Annotated in this window: 21 protein-coding genes, 1 pseudogene and 1 riboswitch; of the genes and pseudogenes, 7 read left to right on the top strand and 15 right to left on the bottom strand. The window is 70.9% G+C overall.

The window, feature by feature from the left end; genetic code table 11:
- Positions 1-64: 64 nt before the first annotated feature.
- The 4 genes from ACFWPQ_RS03740 to ACFWPQ_RS03725 all read right to left on the bottom strand — a co-directional run bounded on the left by ACFWPQ_RS03740 (position 65) and on the right by ACFWPQ_RS03725 (position 3,831).
- Positions 65-466, bottom strand: a complete 402-nt coding sequence (locus ACFWPQ_RS03740; protein WP_384030068.1) for an ATP-binding protein — start codon at positions 464-466, stop codon at positions 65-67.
- A gap of 5 nt (positions 467-471) precedes the next feature.
- A complete protein-coding gene (locus tag ACFWPQ_RS03735) occupies positions 472-2,028 on the bottom strand; it encodes an ABC transporter substrate-binding protein (RefSeq protein ID WP_384029584.1) in 1,557 nt (518 codons plus the stop codon).
- Between the two features lie 210 nt (positions 2,029-2,238).
- Complete coding sequence (locus ACFWPQ_RS03730; RefSeq protein WP_384029582.1) at positions 2,239-3,564, bottom strand: metallophosphoesterase; 1,326 nt, start codon at positions 3,562-3,564, stop codon at positions 2,239-2,241.
- A 27-nt stretch (positions 3,565-3,591) separates the two neighbouring features.
- Positions 3,592-3,831, bottom strand: coding sequence for an SCO4848 family membrane protein (locus ACFWPQ_RS03725; RefSeq protein ID WP_384029580.1), 240 nt, complete (start codon positions 3,829-3,831; stop codon positions 3,592-3,594).
- A 205-nt stretch (positions 3,832-4,036) separates the two neighbouring features.
- Here ACFWPQ_RS03725 and ACFWPQ_RS03720 point away from each other — a divergent pair, with 205 nt between their 5' ends.
- Positions 4,037-5,299, top strand: a complete 1,263-nt coding sequence (locus ACFWPQ_RS03720; protein ID WP_384029578.1) for a D-alanyl-D-alanine carboxypeptidase family protein — start codon at positions 4,037-4,039, stop codon at positions 5,297-5,299.
- Here the strand turns inward: ACFWPQ_RS03720 and ACFWPQ_RS03715 are convergent.
- From ACFWPQ_RS03715 to ACFWPQ_RS03700, 4 genes are read right to left on the bottom strand one after another with little or no spacing between them, the layout of a single operon-like run.
- Complete coding sequence (locus ACFWPQ_RS03715) at positions 5,247-6,152, bottom strand: YihY/virulence factor BrkB family protein (protein ID WP_384029576.1); 906 nt, start codon at positions 6,150-6,152, stop codon at positions 5,247-5,249. The two genes, ACFWPQ_RS03720 and ACFWPQ_RS03715, sit on opposite strands and share 53 nt — an antisense overlap.
- Entirely contained in the window at positions 6,140-6,565 is a 426-nt protein-coding gene (locus ACFWPQ_RS03710; RefSeq protein WP_384029574.1) for a GtrA family protein, read from the bottom strand. The genes ACFWPQ_RS03715 and ACFWPQ_RS03710 overlap by 13 nt, the downstream gene beginning before the upstream one ends.
- Positions 6,562-7,560, bottom strand: a complete 999-nt coding sequence (locus ACFWPQ_RS03705) for a decaprenyl-phosphate phosphoribosyltransferase (protein ID WP_384030066.1) — start codon at positions 7,558-7,560, stop codon at positions 6,562-6,564. Before ACFWPQ_RS03705 ends, ACFWPQ_RS03710 begins: the two co-directional genes overlap by 4 nt.
- A 29-nt stretch (positions 7,561-7,589) precedes the next feature.
- Positions 7,590-8,087, bottom strand: coding sequence for a phosphatase PAP2 family protein (locus tag ACFWPQ_RS03700; RefSeq protein ID WP_384029572.1), 498 nt, complete (start codon positions 8,085-8,087; stop codon positions 7,590-7,592).
- A gap of 150 nt (positions 8,088-8,237) precedes the next feature.
- Here ACFWPQ_RS03700 and ACFWPQ_RS03695 point away from each other — a divergent pair, with 150 nt between their 5' ends.
- The gene (locus tag ACFWPQ_RS03695; protein ID WP_384029570.1) at positions 8,238-9,647 is read left to right on the top strand and encodes an FAD-binding protein; all 1,410 of its coding nucleotides are present in this window, start codon (positions 8,238-8,240) and stop codon (positions 9,645-9,647) included.
- 15 nt (positions 9,648-9,662) lie between these two features.
- Positions 9,663-10,418 carry a decaprenylphospho-beta-D-erythro-pentofuranosid-2-ulose 2-reductase gene (locus tag ACFWPQ_RS03690; RefSeq protein WP_384029568.1) on the top strand — a complete coding sequence of 252 codons (756 nt, stop codon included), beginning with the start codon at positions 9,663-9,665 and terminating at the stop codon, positions 10,416-10,418.
- Positions 10,419-10,521: 103 nt separating this feature from the next.
- Here the strand turns inward: ACFWPQ_RS03690 and ACFWPQ_RS03685 are convergent, their stop codons facing one another.
- From ACFWPQ_RS03685 to ACFWPQ_RS03675, 3 genes are all read right to left on the bottom strand, one after another.
- Complete coding sequence (locus ACFWPQ_RS03685) at positions 10,522-11,100, bottom strand: 2'-5' RNA ligase family protein (protein ID WP_384029566.1); 579 nt, start codon at positions 11,098-11,100, stop codon at positions 10,522-10,524.
- Positions 11,101-11,230: 130 nt separating this feature from the next.
- Entirely contained in the window at positions 11,231-12,244 is a 1,014-nt protein-coding gene (gene trpS / locus ACFWPQ_RS03680; protein ID WP_361283224.1) for a tryptophan--tRNA ligase, read from the bottom strand.
- Between the two features lie 100 nt (positions 12,245-12,344).
- Positions 12,345-13,799 carry a glycine hydroxymethyltransferase gene (locus ACFWPQ_RS03675; protein ID WP_384029564.1) on the bottom strand — a complete coding sequence of 485 codons (1,455 nt, stop codon included), beginning with the start codon at positions 13,797-13,799 and terminating at the stop codon, positions 12,345-12,347.
- A gap of 32 nt (positions 13,800-13,831) precedes the next feature.
- Positions 13,832-13,922: riboswitch (ZMP/ZTP riboswitch) on the bottom strand.
- A 104-nt stretch (positions 13,923-14,026) separates the two neighbouring features.
- On the opposite strand from ACFWPQ_RS03675, the gene rocD reads away from it, so the two are divergent.
- Positions 14,027-15,232: an ornithine--oxo-acid transaminase gene (rocD, locus tag ACFWPQ_RS03670; RefSeq protein ID WP_384029562.1), complete on the top strand. Its 1,206-nt coding sequence runs from the start codon at positions 14,027-14,029 to the stop codon at positions 15,230-15,232.
- Between the two features lie 75 nt (positions 15,233-15,307).
- Here rocD and ACFWPQ_RS03665 read toward each other — a convergent pair whose 3' ends face one another.
- Together ACFWPQ_RS03665 and ACFWPQ_RS03660 are read right to left on the bottom strand one after the other, a co-directional pair.
- Positions 15,308-15,709, bottom strand: a complete 402-nt coding sequence (locus ACFWPQ_RS03665) for a hypothetical protein (protein WP_384029560.1) — start codon at positions 15,707-15,709, stop codon at positions 15,308-15,310.
- Positions 15,706-16,347: a TetR/AcrR family transcriptional regulator gene (locus tag ACFWPQ_RS03660; RefSeq protein ID WP_384029558.1), complete on the bottom strand. Its 642-nt coding sequence runs from the start codon at positions 16,345-16,347 to the stop codon at positions 15,706-15,708. The genes ACFWPQ_RS03665 and ACFWPQ_RS03660 overlap by 4 nt, the downstream gene beginning before the upstream one ends.
- A gap of 378 nt (positions 16,348-16,725) precedes the next feature.
- Here ACFWPQ_RS03660 and ACFWPQ_RS03655 point away from each other — a divergent pair.
- A pseudogene (locus tag ACFWPQ_RS03655) lies at positions 16,726-17,664 on the top strand (hydrolase); the annotation flags it as partial.
- Between the two features lie 115 nt (positions 17,665-17,779).
- Positions 17,780-18,607: a DMT family transporter gene (locus ACFWPQ_RS03650; RefSeq protein ID WP_384030064.1), complete on the top strand. Its 828-nt coding sequence runs from the start codon at positions 17,780-17,782 to the stop codon at positions 18,605-18,607.
- 99 nt (positions 18,608-18,706) lie between these two features.
- Here ACFWPQ_RS03650 and ACFWPQ_RS03645 read toward each other — a convergent pair whose 3' ends face one another.
- Positions 18,707-19,231: a CGNR zinc finger domain-containing protein gene (locus ACFWPQ_RS03645; RefSeq protein WP_384029556.1), complete on the bottom strand. Its 525-nt coding sequence runs from the start codon at positions 19,229-19,231 to the stop codon at positions 18,707-18,709.
- 144 nt (positions 19,232-19,375) lie between these two features.
- On the opposite strand from ACFWPQ_RS03645, the gene ACFWPQ_RS03640 reads away from it, so the two are divergent.
- Entirely contained in the window at positions 19,376-20,245 is an 870-nt protein-coding gene (locus ACFWPQ_RS03640; protein ID WP_384029554.1) for an alpha/beta fold hydrolase, read from the top strand.
- A 42-nt stretch (positions 20,246-20,287) separates the two neighbouring features.
- Here the strand turns inward: ACFWPQ_RS03640 and ACFWPQ_RS03635 are convergent, their stop codons facing one another.
- Complete coding sequence (locus ACFWPQ_RS03635) at positions 20,288-21,076, bottom strand: DUF3050 domain-containing protein (RefSeq protein WP_384029552.1); 789 nt, start codon at positions 21,074-21,076, stop codon at positions 20,288-20,290.
- Between the last annotated feature and the right edge of the window lie 209 nt (positions 21,077-21,285).

The following is a 21,285-nucleotide window of genomic DNA, read 5'->3' as shown; positions in this document are numbered from 1 at the left end:
CGGGTGCGGGTGCGTTGTGGCCGGTCGCGCAGTTCCCCGCGCCCCTGAAGGGGCGCGCAGACAGCTACGGGTCGACCGAGATCAACGCCCAGACGGTCTTGCCGTGGCTACCTCTGCTCCACACACCCCACGCCGCCGCGATCGTCTCCACCAGGCGCAGGCCCCGGCCCGTCTCGTCGTCCTCTCTCACGAGGCGCAGGCGGGGTTCCGCCCGGCCCTCGTCCGAGACCTCTATCAGGCAGGAGCCGTCCGCTAGGGCCGTCACCGCGACCTCGAACTCCCGCTCGCGCAAGGGGCCGTGGCGGACGACGTTGGTGGCCAGTTCGGAGACGAGGAGCAGCGCGTCGTCGACCGCCCGGGTGTCCGGACCGTGGCCCCAGGCGGCCAGATGGTCCCGGACCCGGTGCCGGGCCAGGCCGACGGACGCCGGGTGCCGGGGGAGCCGGAAGGCGTTGCGTCTCAGCACGCCCGTCAGATCCAGTTCAGACTCCACAGGCGGAAGATGCCCGTGCTGTCCGTGAGGTACTGGGCCCCGCCCACGTCCTCGCTGCTGAGGACGTAGTCCGTGCGCTGCCACAGCGGGATCAGCGGGACGTCGTCCGCCACGTCCGTCTGGACGTTGCGGAAGTCCTGGTCGGCCTGGCTGCGGTCGGCGTAGCGCTGGCTGTCCTGGAGGAGGTGGTCGACGGCCTTGTTGCTGTAGCCGGTGCTCATCACGGAGTCGCTGCCGACGAGGGAGGCGCCGAAGGTGTCCGGGTCGGGGTAGTCGGCGACCCAGCCGACCGCCCAGGCGTCCATCTTCCCCTGGGCCCAGGACTTCTGGAAGTCGGTCCACTCGTACCCCTTGACGTCGACCTTGAACAGGCCGCCCGCCTCCAGCTGCTTCTTCAGCGCGGCGGCCTCCTCGGCTCCCGCGCCGTGGCCGATGCCGTAGCCGAAGGTGAACTTGACGGGGGTGCTGACGCCGGCCTCCTCCAGGAGCGCCTTCGCCTTGGCGACGCTCTGGGTCGGGTAGGTGTCGAAGAAGGACGTGGTGTGGCCGGTGAGGCCGGTCGGGATCAGCGAGTACAGCGGCTGCACCGTGCCGTCGTACACGGTCGAGGCCAGTTCCTCGCGGTTGATCAGCCAGGCGATGGCCCGGCGGACCAGTACGTCGTGCAGATCCGAGCTCTTGCGGGTGTTCAGGTACAGGTTGCGGGTCTCGGAGCTGTCCGACTCCAGGACGCGCTGGTCGGGGTCGCTCGGCGAGAGCTTGGAGACCATGCTGGGCGGCAGCGTGCGGGTCGCCACGTCGATCTTCTTGGCCTTGTACGCGTCGGCGAGCTTGGCCGAGTCGGCGTAGTAGTCCAGCTCGACGGGGCGGCCGGTGCCGCTCAGCTCGCCCTTGTAGTGGCTGTTGGGCCGCAGGGTCGCCTGCTTGTCCTTCGTGTACGACGTCAGGGTGTACGGGCCGGTGCCGTCCACCGAGTCGTCGGTGCGCAGCTTGTCCGCCGGGTACTTGTCCTTGTCGACGATCGCGCCGGCGCCGGTGGCCAGCTTGAACGGGAACGTCGCGTCCGGGGACGACAGGTGGAAGGTGACGGTCTTGCCGGAGGCGGTCACCGAACCGAGCGTCGAGAGCAGGGAGGCCGGGCCGACATCGGAGTTGATCTTCTTGACCCGGTCGAAGGAGTACTTCACGTCCTCGGCGGTCATCGCCCGGCCGCTCGGGAAGGTGATCCCGTCGCGTACCACGCAGCGGTAGGTCTGGAGGCCGGAGTCCGTGAAGTCACAGCTCTGGGCGGCGTCCGGGACCGGCTGGACACCGCTGGGCTCGAAGGTCAGCAGTGTCTGGAAGACGTTGTTGAACAGCGCCCAGGAACCGGCGTCGTACGCGCCGGCCGGGTCGAGCGAGGTGACGGCGTCGGTCGTGCCGACGGTGATCGTCTTGTTCTTGTTCTCCTGCGACGGCAACAGCTGCCAGCCGCCGATTCCCACGACCACCAGGACGACAAGTGTCACGAGAATCCGCATGCGAACAGATCGCATGGTCGGTGCCCTCCCCAGGACCAGCACGGGTCCGCTCCAGGCCCTACCCAGGCCCTCCGCAAATGCCACTCCCCTAAGTGACGCGGCTCACCTAATCACAGGTGTTTCATGTGGGGGAAGAGTGATCTGACTAGATGAGGAAGAACTTACCGAGGGCTTGTTTCCGCCGGATTTCACAGCTCTTCCACAGTGAGTGCGGGGCTGTTTCGGTCAGGCCTGTATCGACGCCAGTTCGATGACCGTGATGTCCGACGGGGCGCCGACCCGGGTGGGCGGCCCCCAGGCACCGGCGCCCCGGGAGACGTACAACTGGGTGTCGCCGTAGCGGTCCAGGCCGGCGACGGTCGGGTTGGCCGCCGCCGCGAGGAAGTTGCCCGGCCAGAGCTGGCCGCCGTGGGTGTGACCGGAGAGCTGCAGGTCGACGTGGTGCCGGACGGCCTCGTGGATCTGGACGGGCTGGTGGGCGAGGAGCACGCAGGCGCGGGCCGTGTCGCGGCCGGCCAGGGCACGGTCGAAGTCCGGGCCCTGGCCCGTGCTCTCGCCGGCGATGTCGTTCACGCCGGCGAGGTCGAAATGGGCCAGTTCGGTACGGGCGTTCTCCAGGGGGTGCAGGCCGAGGGTGCGGACCTCCTCGACCCACTGCCGGGCGCCGGAGAAGTACTCGTGGTTTCCGGTGACGAAGTAGCTGCCGTGGCGGGCGGAGAGCTGGGCCAGGGGGGCGGCCGCGGGGCCGAGATCCTTCACGCTGCCGTCGACGAGGTCCCCGACCACCGCGATGAGGTCGGGCTGGGTGGCGTTGATCGTGTCGACGACCCGCTGCGCGAAGCCGCGGCCGAGGACGGGGCCGAGGTGGATGTCGCTCACGACGGCGATGCGGTAGCCGTGGGCGGCGCGCGGGAGTTTGGCCAGGGGGACGGTGACGCGTTTCACGCGCGGGCCGCGGAGGACGCCGTAGGTGCCGTAGCCGACGGTGGCCGTCGCTGCGGTGGCGGCTGCGCCGCCGACGACGCGGGAGACGAAGAGGCGGCGGGTCGGGGTGGGGGTGGGGAGAGCGGGACTTTCGGTGCGGGTGAGTTGTTGGAGGGGTACTTCTGTCTGTGGTGACAGTTGCTCGCCGTCGTGGCTGGTCGCGCCCACGCGGCGGTAGCCGCAAATCGAATACAGCCCCGCGCCCCTTTCGGGGCGCTCAGGTTCGGGGCGATCGAGTTCGGGGCCCTCCGTAGTGCGGCGTTTCAAGATACGGGTCAGCAGAGGCCGTACCGCCTCGCCCGCCACCACCGCCAGCAGCAGGTAAAGGGACAGGACCATCCACAGGAAGCCCGGCCAGGCGAGGGCGCGCTGGAGTACGAACGGCGCGTGGCCCACCTCTGCGAACAGGGCCGCGAACATCAGGACCGGGCCGACGACGAACAGGGTGGTGCCCAGTTGGCGCGGCAGACCCCACCCCGTGGTCGTGTCGCGCACCAGGCGGCGCCACAGGTACCAGTAGAGGGCCGTCACCACGGCCAGGGCGAGGAACCCGAAGACGATGATCACCCTGCCGTGCCTCTTCCTCTGCCGTTGCTATGACGTGCGGCGCAGTGCGCGTACTCCGCGCAACCCGATGACCCCGATGACCGTCCCCAATACGAAGGACACGACGGCCAGCGTCAGGTGGATCCAGAAGTACGCCGTGGGGTGGCCGTCGTCGAAGGCGAGTCCGCTGCCGTCCTTGACGAGGTTCTTGACGAAAGTGATCCAGATGAACCAGCTCCACACCCCGAACACGAGCAGGAACCAGGAGACCGGACGGCTGAGTTTCACAGGGACAGACCTTTCGTCACCACGCCGGGCGCCCACAGCCAACCGAACTGGCCGGGGGTCCGGCCCGTCGCGCAGCGACAGTAAGCCGCCGCGTCCCCCGGGTGAGCACAGCATGCGTTCAGTATCTCCGGGCGCTGTCCGGTTCCGGATCCGGGGTGGGGTCGGTGATGGGACTTCGGCCTCCCGGGCAGGTACGTTCTCGTCCGTGTCCGCTCCGAAGCCGAAGGCCAGCCGTGTGCTGCTGGTCACCTCCGCCGCCCTGATGTCCCTGTCGCTCACCGCGCCGGCCGCGCTCGCCGCGCCGACCCCCTCGACGACTCCGTCGGCCACTCCCCCGGCGGACATGTCGACGGTGGGCGGTACCCGGCTGGGGCAGCCCGGCACCCAGGTGAACCCGGCCGCCGGGGTGCCGGCGCTGCCGAAGGACATCACGGGCCGTTCCTGGATCGTCTCCGACGCCGAGTCGGGCGAGGTGCTCGCGGCGCACAACGCGCACTGGCGGCTGCCCCCGGCGAGCACCATGAAGATGCTGTTCGCGGACACCGTGCTGCCCCGGTTCCCGAAGTCGACCCCGCACAAGGTGGTGCCGGCCGACCTCGCCGGTATCGGCGCCGGTTCCAGCATGGTCGGGATAAAGGAGGGCCAGACCTACACGGTCCGCGACCTCTGGCTCGGCGTGTTCCTGCGCTCCGGCAACGACGCCGTGCACGTACTGTCCGCGATGAACGGCGGGGTCGAGCAGACGGTCAGGGACATGCAGGACCACGCCGACGAGTTGCAGGCGCTGGACACCCATGTGGTGAGTCCGGACGGCTACGACCAGCCGGGGCAGGTGTCGTCGGCGTACGACCTGTCGCTGTTCGCGCGGTCCGGGCTGCAGAAGAAGGACTTCCGGGAGTACTGCTCGACCGTGCGGGCCAGTTTCCCGGGCGACACGACGAAGAACGCGAAGGGCAAGTCGGTCCGCGGGTCCTTCGAGATCCAGAACACCAACCGGCTGCTGAGCGGTGACACCGACGTCCCGGTGTACCAGGGCATCGCGGGGGTGAAGAACGGCAACACCACCAACGCGGGCGCCACCTTCACCGGGGTCGCCGAGCGCGACGGCCGGGTGCTGCTGGTCACCGTGATGAACCCGGAGAAGAAGGAGCACAACGAGGTCTACAAGGAGACCGCCAAGCTGTTCGACTGGGGTTTCCAGGCGGTCGGCAAGGTGACTCCGGTGGGTGAACTGGTGCCGCCCAAGGGGGCCGTGACCTCCAGTGCCGCGCCGTCCGCCACCGCCGTCGGCAAGGACGACGGCACGAGCTCGAAGCCCGTGGCCGCGGCCTCCGCCGACGGCTCCGGCGGGATCGGGGTGGCGCTGGGGATCGCGGGCGGCGCGGTGGTGCTGCTGGTCGGCGCGGCGTTCCTCGTCAACCGCCGTTGGCCGCTGCCGGATCTGGTGCGCCGACGGACTCGTCCCTGAACTCGGCGGTGGTCTCCTCCGCGGTCCAGGCGGCGGAGTACAGGACGATCCTGGCCGTGAAGTTGATCCACAGCAGCAGGGCCACCGGGACGCCGAACGCGCCGTACATGCTCTTCCCGGCGACCCCCTGGATGTAGCCGCTGAGCAGGAGCTTGAGGAGTTCGAAGCCGACCGCGCCGATCAGGGCCGCGACCAGCAGGCGGCGGCGCGGCGGTTCGACGCCGGGCAGCAGGGTGAGGACGTAGAGCAGGAGCAGGAAGTCGGCCGTCACGGCGACGGCGAACGCGGCGGTGCGGAGCAGGAGGCTGCCCCAGCTGTGTTCGGCGATGCCGAGCTGCCGGGACGTCCAGCCGACCGCCGCCGAGGCGACGGTGGAGACGGCGAGCGTGACGAGCACCGCGCCGCCGAAGCCGATCAGGATCAGCCCGTCCTTGGCCTTGGCCAGGATCGGGTTCTTGTCCATGTCGGGGAGCTCCCACACCGCGCGCAGGCAGTCCCGCATCTGGCCGACCCAGTTGATGCCGGTGAACAGCAGGACCGCACCGGCGATGAGACCGACCGTGCCGGCGTTCTGGACCAGGGAGTGGATGTCCAGCTGGTCGGAGATGCCGGGCACCTGGTCGGCGATCTTGTTCTGGAGTTCCTGCTGCCGGGACTCGCTGAGCGTGGCGGCCCCGATCGCGGCGCCCACGGTCAGCAGCGGGAAGATCGAGATGAAGCTGATGAAGGTCATGGCTGCGGCCAGCCGGGACCACTTCACCCGGTCGAGCCGCTCGTAGGACCGCCACACGTGCGTGGTCATCAGCCAGCCCACGAGGGGGCCGACGACGGGGAGTCTTCTCAGCCAGTCCATGATCCGACTCTGCCCCCTCCGCGGAACACCAATGTACGGGTACCCCAGAAGCGCAGGACCGTGGCCAGCGCCATGCCGACGACCGCGCCGGAGACGGTGTCGGCGCGCTGTGAGGTGAGGCCGAGACCGTAGTGGCTGACGGCGAGGCAGAGCAACTGGACCAGGGCGCCGGCGAGGTTCACGGCGACGAAGACGGCGTAGGGGCGCACCCCGCTCGCCCGTGTGTGGCGGTAGGTGCCGCAGGCGTTGCCGAGGTAGGCGACCGTGCAACCCGCCACGAAGGACAGGGACTTGGCGGTGAGCGGGTCGAGGGCGGCCGGGCCGCGCAGCCAGCTGAAGAGGCCGAGGTCGGCGGCGTAGGCGAGCAGCCCGACCGCCGCGAAGCCGATCAGCTCGCGCTGCTGAGCGGTCACCAGTGGGTCACGGCGAGGCCGTACATCGCCAGCCAGGCCAGGCCGATCAGGGCGAGGGCGCGGTCGCGCAGGACGACGTCCTCGGGTTCGCCCGCGGTGCCGCGGTCGGCGAAGACGGCGTACCGCAGGATCGCCAGGATGAAGGCGACCATGGACAGCTGGCGCCAGGGCAGCAGGCCGGCGGCGGGCCCGCGGTGGCCCTCCAGCGCCCACAGGCAGTAGGCGAGGACGGCGACCCCGGCGGCCAGCTGCCAGACGAAGCGGAGGTAGCCGGTGGTGTACTCGGTGAGCAGCGCTCGGGTGGCGCCCGCCTTCCCGGCCATCTGCACGGCCTCGGAGTAGCGCTTGGCCGACACCATGAAGAGCGCGCCGAAGCCGGTGGTGATCAGGAACCAGCGGGACAGCGGGATGCCGAGGGCGACCCCGCCGATCATCGCCCGCATCAGGAACCCGGTGGTGACGACGACGAGGTCGACGACGAGGACGTGCTTCAAGGCGACGCAGTACGCCAGTTGCATGCCCAGATACGCGACCAGGAGGACGGGGACCAGGGGCGGGGTCAGCCGGATCGCGAGCAGGGGGCCCAGGACCGCGAGGACGCCGCCCACGGCATAGGCGACGGGGACCGGGACCTGCCCGGCGGCGACCGGGCGGCGGCACTTGACGGGGTGGGCGCGGTCGGCCTCGGCGTCCCGGGCGTCGTTGATCAGGTAGACGGCGGCGGCACAGGCCGTGAAGAGGACGAAGGTGAGGGCGAGGCGGGCGAGGGCGGGCCCGGAGAACAGCCGGCCGGCGGCGGCCGGGGCGGCGATGACGAGGGTGTTCTTGACCCACTGCTTGGGGCGGGTGGTCCGCAGCAGGCCGCGGAGGACGCCGGGGAGGGTGACGGGGGCCCGGGGTGGCGCGGACGGCCGGGCGGAGTGGGCGCGCTGCTCGTGCAGAGTCGTTTCAGCAACACCCTCGGCGGGACCTTTCGCGGGGGGCGTCCCGGCCACGCCTTCCGCTGCGGCGTGCGCGGTCTCGGTCACGCCCTGCCTCCGCTCATCCAGCGCGCCCCGGCTCGGGCCGTGAGCGCGCCCAGGGCCGCGCCCGCCGCCACGTCCGTCGGGAAGTGCACGCCGACGACCAGCCGGGACAGGCACATGGCGGCCGCGAGGGGGCCGAGGGCGGGCACGCCGAGCGCCCCGAAGGCGACGGCGGCGGCCGCGGCGGAGGTGGCGTGCGAGCTGGGGAAGGAGTGCCCGCCCGCGGTGCGCATCCGGGGCCGGACATGCGCGGGGCGCGCCCGGCGCACGACCCGTTTGACGCCCATGCTGCCCAGGTGCGCGCCCGCGACGAGCGCCGTGCCGCGCAACCAGGCGCCGCGCCGCACGCCGTCCACGGCGGCCCCGGCGAGGCCCGCCGCGAGCCAGAGCGCCCCGTGCTCACCGGCGAGGGAGAGACCGCGCGCGGCCGACGCGACGCGCGGATCGGCACCGCAGGCGTGCAGCGCGGAGAGGATCCGGTGGTCCATGTCGTCCATTGGACTCACTGTTCACCTTCGCCCCGCCAAAGCTACGACCATATTGAGCGACATTCCGATAATCACCCGTTTCGGGGAGTCAGGTGATCTTCCGTAACCAATCCCCCATAGCGCTCATAACACCCATACGGCAGCGATACGGTCGCCCTTATGCCCGTCACACCCGGAAGGCCTGAAGGTCCCGCAGGTCCCGTAGGCCCCGCCGCGCCCGAGACCACCGTCTCCGTCACCGGCTGGGGCCGCACCGCACCCACCGCCGCCCGCCTGATCCGTCCCCGCACCTACCAGGAGGCGGCGAACGCGATCCGGACCTGCGGGGCGCGCGGCGGTATCGCGCGGGGCCTCGGGCGGGCCTACGGCGACGCGGCGCAGAACGCCGGCGGTGCCGTGCTCGACATGACCGGCCTCGACCGCATCCACGCCGTCGACGCCGACGGCGGCACCGTGCTGTGCGACGCCGGGGTCTCGTTGCACCGCCTGATGGAGGTGCTGCTGCCGCTCGGCTGGTTCGTCCCGGTGACCCCGGGGACCCGCCAGGTGACGGTGGGCGGCGCGATCGGCGCCGACATCCACGGCAAGAACCACCATGTCTCGGGATCGTTCTCCCGTCACGTGCTGTCCTTCGAACTCCTCACCGCCGACGGCCAGGTCCGCACGGTGAGCCGCGGCACCCCGCTGTTCGACGCGACGGCCGGCGGCATGGGTCTGACCGGAGTGATCCTCACGGCGACCGTCCGCCTCCTCCCCGTCGAGACGTCGTACATGCGCGTCGACACCGAACGCGCCACCGACCTCGACGACCTGATGGCCCGGCTGACCGCCACCGACCACCGCTACCGCTACTCGGTCGCCTGGATCGACCTGCTCGCACGCGGGGCGGCGACCGGGCGCGCGGTGCTCACCCGCGGCGACCACGCACCCCGGGAGGCGCTCGGCGCACGCACCCGCGCCGGTCGCGCCCCCCTCGCCTTCCGCCCCCGCAGCCTCCCGCCCGCCCCCGCCTTCGTCCCCGACGGCCTCCTGGGCCGCACCACCGTCGGCCTCTTCAACGAACTCTGGTACCGCAAGGCGCCCCGCGCCCGGGTCGGCCAACTCCAGCCGATCTCCGCGTTCTTCCACCCTCTGGACGGCGTCCCGCACTGGAACCGCGTCTACGGCCGGGCCGGTTTCGTCCAGTACCAGTTCGCCGTCGGACACGGCCGGGAGGACGCCCTGCGCCGGATCGTGGCCCGGATCTCCGAGCGCCGCTGCCCGTCCTTCCTGGCCGTCCTCAAACGCTTCGGCGACGCCGACCCCGGCTGGCTCTCCTTCCCCGTGCCCGGCTGGACCCTCGCCCTCGACATCCCCGCCGCGCTGCCCGGCCTCGCCGCCTTCCTCGACGAACTCGACGAGGAGGTGGCGGGCGCCGGCGGCCGCGTCTACCTCGCCAAGGACGCCCGGCTCCGCCCCGACCTGCTCAGCGCGATGTACCCGCGGCTCCCCGACTTCCGCGCCCTGCGCGCCGAACTGGACCCACGCGGGGTCTTCGTCTCCGACCTGTCCCGCCGTCTCGGTCTCTGAACCTCAGGAGTTGCAGTGAAGGACGCCTTCGGAATGCCCCAGTCCCTGCTCGTCCTCGGCGGTACGTCGGAGATCGCGCTGGCCACCGCACGCCGGCTGATCGCCCGCCGCACCCGCACGGTCTGGCTGGCCGGCCGCCCCTCCCCCGCGCTCGAACAGGCCGCCGAGCAGCTGCGCGCCCTGGGACCGGACGTCCACACCGTCGCCTTCGACGCGCTGGACCCCGAGTCCCACGAGACGGCCCTCGGCAAGGTCTTCGCCAACGGCGACATCGACCTGGTCCTGCTCGCCTTCGGCATCCTCGGCGACCAGGCCACCGACGAACGCGAACCGGTGAACGCCGTGCGCGTCGCCCAGACCAACTACACCGGCGCGGTCTCGGCCGGCCTGGTCAGCGCGAGGGCCCTGCAGGCGCAGGGTCACGGCTCCCTGGTGGTCCTCTCCTCGGTCGCCGGGGAACGGGCCCGCCGCTCCAACTTCATCTACGGCTCCAGCAAGGCGGGCCTGGACGCCTTCGCGCAAGGGCTGGGCGACGCGCTGCACGGGACGGGCGTGCACGTCATGGTCGTACGGCCGGGGTTCGTGCGGTCGAAGATGACAAAGGGGCTGGAGGAGGCGCCCCTCGCCACCACCCCGGAGGCGGTGGCGACAGCGATCGAGATCGGCCTGCGCAGGCGCTCGGAGGTGGTGTGGGTACCGGGCACGCTGCGCGTGGTGATGTCGGCACTGAGGCATGCGCCGCGCAGTGTTTTCCGGAGGTTGCCGATCTGACTTCCGGCTACTGGGAGGCGCCCCGTTCTTTTGGGGGCGCGGGGCTGTGTTCGATGTGCGGCTGCCGCCGCGTGGGCGCGACCAGCCCCCACCGGCCGGCAGACTACCGACTGGCGATGGACCCCCGCTCCACATGCCCCACCTGAGGCGGCACGACGGAGCCCCCGAAGACGAAGTCACGCAGCTTGCGCCACACACCGTCCGCACCCTGCTCGTACAACGCGAACCCCATGCACGCCCACTCGGCCTCGAAGTCCGCCAGCTCGGCGAACGCCCGGTCCATCGCGGCCTCTTCGATCCCGTGGGCGACGGTCACGTGCGGGTGGTACGGGAACTGCAGCTCCCTGGCGAGCGGCCCCGCCTCGTCCCGCACCCGTGCCTGCAGCCAGGCGCAGTCCTCGCCCCCCTGGACGACCCTGACGTAGACCACCGGCGACAGCGGCCGGAACGTACCCGTACCGCACAGCCGCATCGGGAACGGCCGGCCGTCCGCGGCGACCTCGCTCAGGTGGGCTTCCACCGCGGCCAGCGCCTCCTCGGCGATCTCCGCCGGAGGCAACAGCGTGACGTGCGTGGGGATGCCGTGGGCCGCGGCGTCGCCGAAGCCCGCGCGCCGCTCCTGGAGCAGGCTGCCATGAGGCTCCGGGACCGCGATCGACACGCCGATCGTTACGGTCCCCACGTCATCTCCCGTCGGTCGTGGTGGGCGGACGCATGTCGGGTTCGTACCCGGGCGTCCGGCTATCGACTGTACGGCCACGGCCGCCTCCCGGGCAGCCGTGGCCGAAGTGATGTGCAGCGCTTCGCTTCGCTCAGTGCTTGGCGGGCAGGAAACCGACCCTGTCGTAGGCCTGCGCGAGGGTCTCGGCGGCGACGGCACGGGCCTTCTCCGCGCCCTTGGCGAGGATCGAGTCGAGGGTCTCCGAGTCGTCCAGGTACTGCTGGGTGCGCTCGCGGAAGGGGGTGACGAAGTCGACCATGATCTCGGCGAGGTCCGTCTTGAGCGCGCCGTACATCTTGCCCTCGTACTCCTGCTCAAGCTCGGCGATCGACTTGCCGGTGAGGGTGGAGTGGATGGTGAGGAGGTTGGAGACGCCCGGCTTGTTCTCGGCGTCGTAGCGGATCACCGTGTCCGTGTCGGTGACCGCGCTCTTGACCTTCTTCGCGGTCGCCTTCGGGTCGTCGAGGAGGTTGATGAGGCCCTTCGGCGTGGACGCCGACTTGCTCATCTTGATCGACGGGTCCTGGAGGTCGTAGATCTTCGCCGTCTCCTTGAGGATGTACGGCTTCGGGATCGTGAAGGTCTCGCCGAAGCGGCCGTTGAAGCGCTCGGCGAGGTCACGGGTGAGCTCGACGTGCTGGCGCTGGTCCTCGCCGACGGGCACCTCGTTGGCCTGGTAGAGCAGGATGTCGGCGACCTGGAGGATGGGGTACGTGAACAGGCCGACGCTCGCGCGGTCCGTGCCCTGCTTGGCGGCCTTGTCCTTGAACTGGGTCATCCGGCTGGCCTCGCCGAAGCCGGTGAGGCAGTTCATGACCCAGGCGAGCTGGGCGTGCTCGGGGACGTGGCTCTGCACGAAGAGGGTGCAGTGGTCGGGGTCCAGGCCGGCCGCGAGCAGCTGGGCGGCGGCGAGCCGGGTGTTGGCGCGCAGGTCGGCGGGGTCCTGCGGGACCGTGATCGCGTGCAGGTCCACGACCATGTAGAAGGCGTCGTGGGACTCCTGGAGGGCCACCCACTGGCGGACGGCGCCGAGGTAGTTGCCCAGGTGGAACGAGCCGGCGGTGGGCTGGATGCCGGAGAGCACGCGAGGTCGATCTGAGGCCATGTTCACCATTCTCTCAGAGAGCTCGGGTGGATTCGGTGCGTGGGGAACCGCGGACCGCGGGGGCTGGTCGCGCAGTTCCCCGCGCCCCTCACGGGGCGCTTCAGCCCAGGTCGATCTCCGGGTACAGCGGGAAGCCGGACACCAGGTCCGTCGCGCGCTGGGCGATCTCCTGGGCCACCTTCTCGTCCAGGACGTGGGAGGCCTTGCTCGGCGCGCCCGACTTCGTCGTGCCCGGTTCGGTCGCCGTCAGGACGCGGTCGATCAGGCCCGCGACCTCGTCCATCTCGGCCGTGCCCAGGCCGCGCGTGGTGAGCGCCGGGGTGCCGATACGGATGCCGGAGGTGTACCAGGCGCCGTTCGGGTCGGCGGGGATCGCGTTGCGGTTGGTGACGATGCCGGAGTCGAGCAGGGCCGTCTCGGCCTGGCGGCCGGTGAGGCCGTACGACGTCTCGACGTCGATCAGGTTGAGGTGGTTGTCGGTGCCGCCGGTGACCAGGGTGGCGCCCCGGCGCATCAGGCCCTCGGCCAGCGCGCGCGAGTTGTCGACGATGCGCTGGGCGTAGTCCTGGAAGGCGGGCTGCCGGGCCTCGGCGAGGGCGACGGCCTTGGCGGCCATGACGTGCGGGAGCGGGCCGCCGAGGACCATCGGGCAGCCGCGGTCGACCTGGTCCTTGAGGGAGTCGTCGCACAGGACCATGCCGCCGCGCGGGCCGCGCAGCGACTTGTGGGTGGTCGTGGTGACGATCTGGGCGTGCGGGACCGGGTCGAAGTCGCCGGTCAGGACCTTGCCGGCGACCAGGCCCGCGAAGTGCGCCATGTCGACCATGAGGGTCGCGCCGACCTCGTCGGCGATCTCCCGCATGATCCGGAAGTTCACCAGACGGGGGTACGCGGAGTAGCCGGCGACGAGGATCAGCGGCTTGAAGTCGCGGGCCTGGGCGCGCAGCGCGTCGTAGTCGATCAGGCCGGTGGCCGGGTCGGTGCCGTAGGAGCGCTGGTCGAACATCTTGCCGGAGATGTTCGGGCGGAAGCCGTGGGTGAGGTGGCCGCCGGCGTCCAGGGACATGCCGAGCATCCGCTGGTTGCCGAAGGCCTGCCGCAGCTCGGCCCAGTCGGCCTCGGAGAGGTCGTTGACCTGGCGGGCGCCGGCCTTCGCGAGGAAGGGGACCTCGACGCGGTCGGCGAGGACGGCCCAGAAGGCGACCAGGTTGGCGTCGATGCCGGAGTGCGGCTGGACATAGGCGTGCTGCGCGCCGAACAGCTCGCGGGCGTGCTCGGCGGCGAGCGCCTCGACGGTGTCCACGTTGCGGCAGCCGGCGTAGAAGCGGCGGCCGACGGTGCCCTCGGCGTACTTGTCGCTGAACCAGTTGCCCATCGCGAGCAGGGTCGCCGGGGAGGCGTAGTTCTCCGAGGCGATCAGCTTGAGCATCTCGCGCTGGTCGGCGACCTCCTGGCCGATGGCGTCGGCGACGCGCGGCTCGACCGCGCGGATCACGTCGAGGGCGGCGCGGTAGGCGGTGGACTCGGTGGACAGGGGCGCAGACGGGTCAGACATTCGGGACCTCCGGACATGGCGTTCGGCATTCACGGTTCGGCCCAGGCGCACGGCACTCGGTCACGACACGGGCCGCTCCCCGATGGTCGGTCCCATCCCAGCGCGCCAGTCACGGCCCGTGGATCACATTACCGGGCACGCCGGGCCCGAGGGCCGTGGCGTCCACCAGTCGGGCAGGGACAGAGGGTAGGAAAGGGGGCAGTCCGAACGCGTTCCCTGGAGTCGCCGTGACCACTACGGAAGCCCTCATCGCCGCCGCCGACGCGCACGGCGCGCACAACTACCACCCGCTGCCGGTGGTGATCGCGACGGCCGACGGCGCCTGGATGACGGACGTCGAGGGGCGCCGGTACCTGGACTTCCTGGCCGGCTACTCGGCGCTGAACTTCGGGCACGGCCACCCGCGCCTGGTCGCGGCCGCGAAGGCCCAGCTGGAGCGGGTGACGCTGACGTCGCGGGCGTTCCACCACGACCGGTTCGCCGCGTTCTGCACCCAGCTGGCAGAGCTGTGCGGGATGGAGATGGTGCTGCCGATGAACACGGGCGTGGAGGCCGTGGAGACGGCGGTGAAGACCGCCCGGAAGTGGGGGTACCGGGTCAAGGGCGTGCCGGCGGAGATGGCGAAGGTCGTGGTGGCGGGCGGCAACTTCCACGGGCGTACGACGACCGTGATCAGCTTCTCCACTGATCCGGAGGCGCGGGCGGACTTCGGGCCGTACACGCCCGGCTTCGAGATCGTGCCGTACGGGGACCTGACGGCGATGCGGGCCGCGGTGACCGAGAACACCGTCGCGGTGCTGCTGGAGCCGATCCAGGGCGAGTCGGGGGTGATCGTGCCGCCGGAGGGCTATCTGGCGGGGGTGCGGGAGCTGACCCGGGAGCGGAACGTGCTCTTCGTCGCCGACGAGATCCAGTCGGGGCTGGGCCGCACCGGGCGGACGTTCGCGTGCGAGCACGAGGGGGTCGTACCGGATGTGTACGTGCTCGGGAAGGCGCTCGGGGGCGGGGTGCTGCCGGTGTCGGCGGTGGTGGCGAGCGCGGAGGTGCTCGGGGTGTTCCGGCCCGGGGAGCACGGGTCGACCTTCGGGGGGAATCCGCTGGCCTGTGCGGTGGCGCTGGAGGTGATCGCGATGCTGCGGACCGGGGAGTTCCAGGAGCGGGCGGCCGAGCTGGGCGAGCTGCTGCACCGGCGGCTGGCGGAGATCGCGGGCAGTGGACGGGTGACGGCGGTGCGGGGGCGGGGGCTGTGGGCGGGCGTGGACGTGGATCCGGGGGTGGGCTCGGGGCGGGCGGTCTCGGAGCGGCTGTTGGAGCGGGGAGTGCTGGTGAAGGACACGCACGGGGTGACGGTGCGGGTGGCTCCGCCGCTGGTGGTGGCGGAGGAGGATCTGGAGTGGGGGGTCGAGCAGTTGTGGGGGGTGCTGAGCGCCTGAGCACCCGAGCGTCTGAGCGTCTGAGCGGAACCGTGCCCCGAAAACGCTTGGCGGGCGCCGCGGAGGCCGGCGGAACTACTCGGAGGGGCTCGGCGCGGGGCTGTGCACCGGCTGTCGCCGGATCCTGAGGAACAGTGCGGGTCCGGCGACGAGGACGAGCAGGCCGGCGGCCAGCAGGAGCCACGGGTCGAGCAGGCCGTCGGTGCAGCTGCTGGCATTGGCCGAGGTGGTGCAGTAGGTACCGGGGCCGTGCCGGTCGAGGTAGGCGAGCAGGAACAGGGGCAGGCTCGCACCCGACAGCAGGCCGGGCAGGCTGCGCCAGGTGTCCCGGCGCGTGGCCAGCGCAACGGTGCCGGCCGCGGCGATCGGCAGGATGAAGATCCCGACCGACAGCGCGGTGAGGAGGGCGAGCAGGTAGCAGGCTCCGGTCAGAAGCCATCCGGTGAAGAGCAGCCAGGCGCGTGTGTTGCCGGTCATGCCTTCTTCTTTCGTTTGAAGATGTCGAGAAGGGAGGCGATCTTCCCGGCGCGGTCGAACAGGGTCAGTGCGGGCTCGCGTTCCTCTTCGAGGCCGGCGAGCATCTCCAGGCCCAGGTACAGGGCCACGATCGCGTGGGCGAGTTCCTCGGGGGGCAGCAGCCGAGCGGCGGGCGAGCCCGCGAGGGCCTCGCGGACGCTGTCGGCGGCGAAGGTGCGCCACGGACGGATCCGGGCGGCGACTTCCGGGCGGAGCCCGGGGGTGAACTGGGCGGCGGCGATCATCTCGACGAGCACGGTCACGTGCCCTTGGTCCAGGTCCTCGTCGAAGACCGCCCTGGCGGCCCGGACCAGGTCGCCGATGGTCTTGGACTCGTCGACCATGGCCTGGTAGCGGGCGTTGCGCGCGTCGCTGACCGCGTCCAGGGCCGCCAGGTGCAGCTTCGCCACCGAGCCGAAGTGGTAGAAGACCAGCGACTGTTGGCAGTCGGCCCGCCGGGCGATCTCCCGCGCGCTGGCCCCGGCGAAACCCTCCTCGCGCAGTGCGGCGACGGCTGCGGCGACCAACGCCGCCCGCGTCGCCGCCGAGTTGGGGCCCCCGGACGGCTCTACCGACCGCTTCCCTCCGGCTCTGGCCACGCCGCATCCCTTCGACTGAGCGATCGGTTTGAGCAACTGCTCAAACGGTAGGGGTGACCGGAAGCGCCGGACAAGAGACCTAAACCAGCCATGATCGACACCGGAGTGCCGCGAACGACTTGTCATGCACAGGTAAGAAAATCATGTGAAGTCACCGGGGATCCTGTCGGCGCACCGCGTCCCGCCGGTACCGTCCAGCTGTCCGTAGGTGAACGATCAACTGCGGACTCTACGCGCGCAGAACGCCTCCCCTCCGGCAGAACCGCATTTCCCTGTACGTCGATCCACGTCGCGTTCTACGCGCGCAGAACGACTCTTGACGCACCACCCGCACCGCCGCCATCCCTCTCGCACCCCCCACCGATGGAGGAATGACAGATGCCCGGCTTCGCCATCCCGCGCCGCAAACTCACCACGGCCCTGGCCGTGCTCGGCCTGCTCACCGCCGGTGCCGCCGTCCAGGCCACCAGCGCCGCGACCCCCGCCCACGCGGCCACCACCTACAAGGTCCTGTTCGACGACGGCCACGCCGAGGAGGCCGGCAACGCGGACTGGATCATCTCCACCAGCAAGCCCGACCCGCTCTCCCAGGACTCCTCCCCCTCCTCGGACAAGGACTGGACCGGCGCGCTGTCCTCGTGGGGCATCGCCCTGCAGAAGACCGGCAACTACAGCCTGAAGACCGCGACGAGTGCTCTCACGTACGGGGGTTCGTCGTCCACCGACCTGTCGAAGTTCAACGCGCTCGTACTGCCGGAGCCCAACACCAAGTTCACGACCGCCGAGAAGACCGCGATCATGAACTTCGTGAAGGCCGGCGGCGGGCTGTTCATGATCTCCGACCACACCGGGGCCGACCGCAACAGCGACGGCTACGACGCGGTCGAGATCCTCAACGACCTGATGACCAACAACAGCGTCGACTCGACCGACCCGTTCGGCTTCTCGATCGACTCGCTGAGCATCAGCTCCGGTTACCCGGCCGCGATCAGCGACAGCAGCAACAAGGTCCTGCACGGCTCCTTCGGCACCGTCACCAAGAGCCTGATCGCCAGCGGCACGACCGCCACCCTCAAGCCGTCCGACAACTCCGCGGTCAAGGGGCTGCTGTACCGCAGCGGTTACTCCGGCAACACCGGCGCCTTCTTCGCCACCAGCACCTTCGGCAGCGGGCGGGTCGCGTTCTGGGGCGACAGTTCCCCCATCGACGACGGCACCGGCCAGTCCGGCAACACGCTGTACGACGGCTGGAACGACAGCGGCGCCACCAACGCCGCCCTCGCCCTCAACGCCACCGCCTGGCTGGCCGGCGCGAGCTGACGCTGCGCGGACAAGCAAGGAGCGGGTCCGGGGGCGCCCCCGGGCCCGCTTCTTACTCTCCGCCCGATCACCGCATGCCCCCCTCCCCTACAGTCCCTTTGTGCTCTTCGGAATGGTGTGCGCCCTCGCGGCCGCGATCTGCTTCGGTACGGCGACGGTCCTGCAGGCGATGGCCGCGCGTGCGGCCGGTGACGGCGCCGGCGGGGAGGCCGCCTTGCTGCTGCGGGCCGTGCGGCAGTGGCGGTACGTCGTCGGACTGGGGCTGGACGGGCTCGGGTTCGTGTTCCAGATCCTCGCGCTGCGGTCGCTCCCCATCTACGCGGTGAGCGCGGCCCTCGCGTCGAGCCTCGCCGTGACGGCGGTGGTCGCGGCGCGGCTGCTGCGGGTGCGGCTGAGCGGGGTCGAGTGGGCCGCGGTGGGGGTGGTGTGCGCGGGGCTCGCGATGCTGGGGCTGGCGTCGGGGCCGGAGGGGGACCGGGCCGGGACCATGACGCTGAAGTGGGTGATGCTGGGGACGGCCGTGGGGGTACTGCTCCTCGGCCTGGCCGGCGGGCGGCTGACCGGCAGGGGGCGGGCGCTGGTGCTCGGCCTCGGGGCGGGGTTCGGGTTCGGGGTGGTGGAGGTGTCGGTGCGGCTGATCGACACCCTGCGGCCGGCCGACCTGCTCGCCAACCCCGCGACCTATGCGCTGCTGATCGGGGGCGGCGGCGCCTTCATGCTGCTGACGTCGGCCCTCCAGCGCGGCTCGGTGACCACGGCGACGGCCGGCATGGTCATCGGCGAGACGATCGGCCCGGCTGCGGTGGGGGTGGTGTGGCTCGGGGACCGTACCCGGGAAGGGCTGGCCTGGCTCGCGGTGCTCGGTTTCGCGGTGGCCGTGGCGGGGGCGCTGGCGCTGGGCCGGTTCGGGGAGGCGCCGGTCACGGCCGAGGAGGAGTGAGGGGCGAGGGGCGAGGGGCGAACCTCGTCCGGGCCGTCTGGGGCGTCGGGGCCGTCCGGGCCGTCTGGGGCGTCCGGGCCGTCCGGGCCGCCGGGGGCGTCAGTCGGCCACGGCGTCACGGGTGCGCTGGTAGTGGCGTCTCGCCTTCATGCGGTTGCCGCAGACGGCCATCGAACACCAGCGGGCCTGGTTGGTCCTGCTGCGGTCGACGAGGAACAGCCGGCACTCCGGGTTGGCGCACGGCCGCAGCCGGCCGGGCATCGTCTGCTGCACCGCGCTCCACGTCATGATCACCTCCGCCGCCATCCTGCGGTCCGCGGGCGCGTCCAGCTGCCATGAGACCCCGGCGGGCGAGAGGTGCGGGCGGGAGATGACGTCTTCCAGGAGCGGGGCCAGGGCGGTGGCGGGCCGGCTGCCGCGTACGACGTCCTGAAGGATGTCGCGGGCGGCCACGAGAGTGCGGAGTTCGGCCGCGGTTCCGCTGCCGCCGTGCGCCCGCTGCCAGGCCCGGGCCTCCTCCGGATCCGCCAGCCGGTCCTCGGCGACGCCGTTGACCACCGGCGTGCTGTTGAGGAGCGCCAGCAGCAACGCCTCCTGCTGGTCCCGCTGTTCACGGTCGGCCACCGTCACCCCTCCTAACCGGATCGATTCATTTGACAGGTTACACGAGCAGCCCCTCACCTAACCCCTTCGCCCGACTTGACAGGTTATATAGGGCGTGCTCGACTGGAAATATAACCACTCAGGATCGATAGAAGGGTTAGGGACATGGAGCTCGCAGTCCACCACCGCACCGCCACCGTCGACGGCCTCGAGGTCTTCTACCGGGAGGCCGGCGACCCGCAGGCACCCGTCGTCGTCCTCCTGCACGGCTTCCCGACCAGCTCGCACATGTTCCGCGGCCTCCTCCCGGCGCTCGCCGACCGCTATCACGTGATCGCGCCCGACCACATCGGGTTCGGCCAGTCCGCGATGCCCTCCCCGCGGGACTTCCCCTACACCTTCGACGCGCTCGCCGACGTCACCTCCGGCCTGCTCCGGCACCTCGGTGTCGACCGGTTCGCGATGTACGTGCAGGACTACGGCGCCCCCATCGGCTGGCGGCTCGCCCTCCGGGCCCCGGACCAGGTGAGCGCGATCATCACGCAGAACGGCAACGCCTACGAGGAGGGGTTCGTCAAGCCGTTCTGGGACGCCGTCTTCGCCTACACCACGAACCCGGGGCCGGAGACGGAGGCGCCGATGCGGGGCGCGCTCACCCTCGAGAGCACCCGCTGGCAGTACCTCAACGGAGTCGCCGACCCGACCCTGGTCAGCCCGGACAACTGGGTCCACGACCAGGCACTCCTTGACCGCCCGGGCAACGACGAGATCCAGCTCAGGCTCTTCCGCGACTACCCCACCAACGTGGACCTCTACCCGCGGGTCCACCAGTACTTCCGCGACTCGCAGGTCCCGCTGCTGGCGGTCTGGGGCGCGGGCGACGAGATCTTCGGCCCCGCGGGTGCGGAGGCCTTCCGCCAGGACCTGCCCGACGCCAAGATCCACCTCCTCGACGCCGGCCACTTCGCCCTGGAGAGCCACCTCGGCACCATCACCGGGCACATCCGCGACTTCCTCGGCCGCACCCTCGCCTGACACACCACCGGGCGCGGCCGCGCCCCCCGTCCCCGCCCGCGCTCACCCCATCGCCGCGACGATCCCGTCCCACAGCCGGGACCTGGCCTCCAGGGCGACGAGGACGGTCTCGGTGGCCTCGTGCCAGCGCCGGTCGTCGGTGCCGCACAGGTCGGCGACCATCTGGAGGGCCATGGGGGTGTGTTCCTCGCCGTCGACCTCGATGTGGCGGGCGAGGTAGTCCCGGAAGAGCGGGAAACGGTCGGTGCCCTCCTCGCTGATGACCTGGTCGAACATGTCCGGGATCAGGTCCTCGCGGGAGAAGGCGAAGGCGGCGGCCCGGCAGTGCAGCGGGCGGTCGGCGATGATCCCGAAGGTCGTGCGCACGAACTCGGCCGCCGGGGCCGGGACCCGGGCCACCCGCAGGGCCGCGGGCACGTCGTGACCCTCGGCGAGGAGCGCGACGAAGGTGTCGAGGGCGGTGGTGTCGGCCGCCGCCTCCGTCATGGCCGCGCGGTACAGCTCGAAGTGGCTGGTGAAGCCGCCGTCCAGGGCGTCGCTCTCCTCGACCAGCACGATGTCGTTGACGAGCCGGCGGGCCACCGCGGAGCCGCGGGGCACCCAGGGGACGTCGACGCAGGTCAGCTCGTGCTGGAGCGACTTGAGCAGGGACATGAAGTCCCAGACCGCGAACACGTGGTGGGCCATGAAGACGGCCAGGTTTTCCCGGTCGGATATCCGCTGGTAAAGCGGGTGCGCGGTCACTTCTTTTCGCGCCGGTTCGATCACGGAACGCGCTTGATCGATTGCCTGTCGACCCTCTTCGGTCAAATTCCAGACGTACCTCGACATGGCGTCCTCCTTCGTTCTTGGACGGCGATCGTGCAACTTTCACGGCCGACCCGGCAAGCACTTTCCGGAATTACGGAGGAGTTACCGGAAGTAGCCGACGGCAGACCACGGCAAGCTCACAGAAAGCGCTATAAAGAGTCACGATCCGGACAACCAAAAAACTCGTTGAATCTTTGAACGCGACTTGTGTCCATTCCGTAAAGGACACC

Origin of the sequence: Streptomyces sp. NPDC058464, assembly GCF_042721035.1 — a bacterium.
GTDB lineage: Bacteria > Actinomycetota > Actinomycetes > Streptomycetales > Streptomycetaceae > Streptomyces.
The sequence above is the reverse complement of the archived record's forward strand: the minus strand, read 5'-3'. Positions and strand labels throughout refer to the sequence as shown.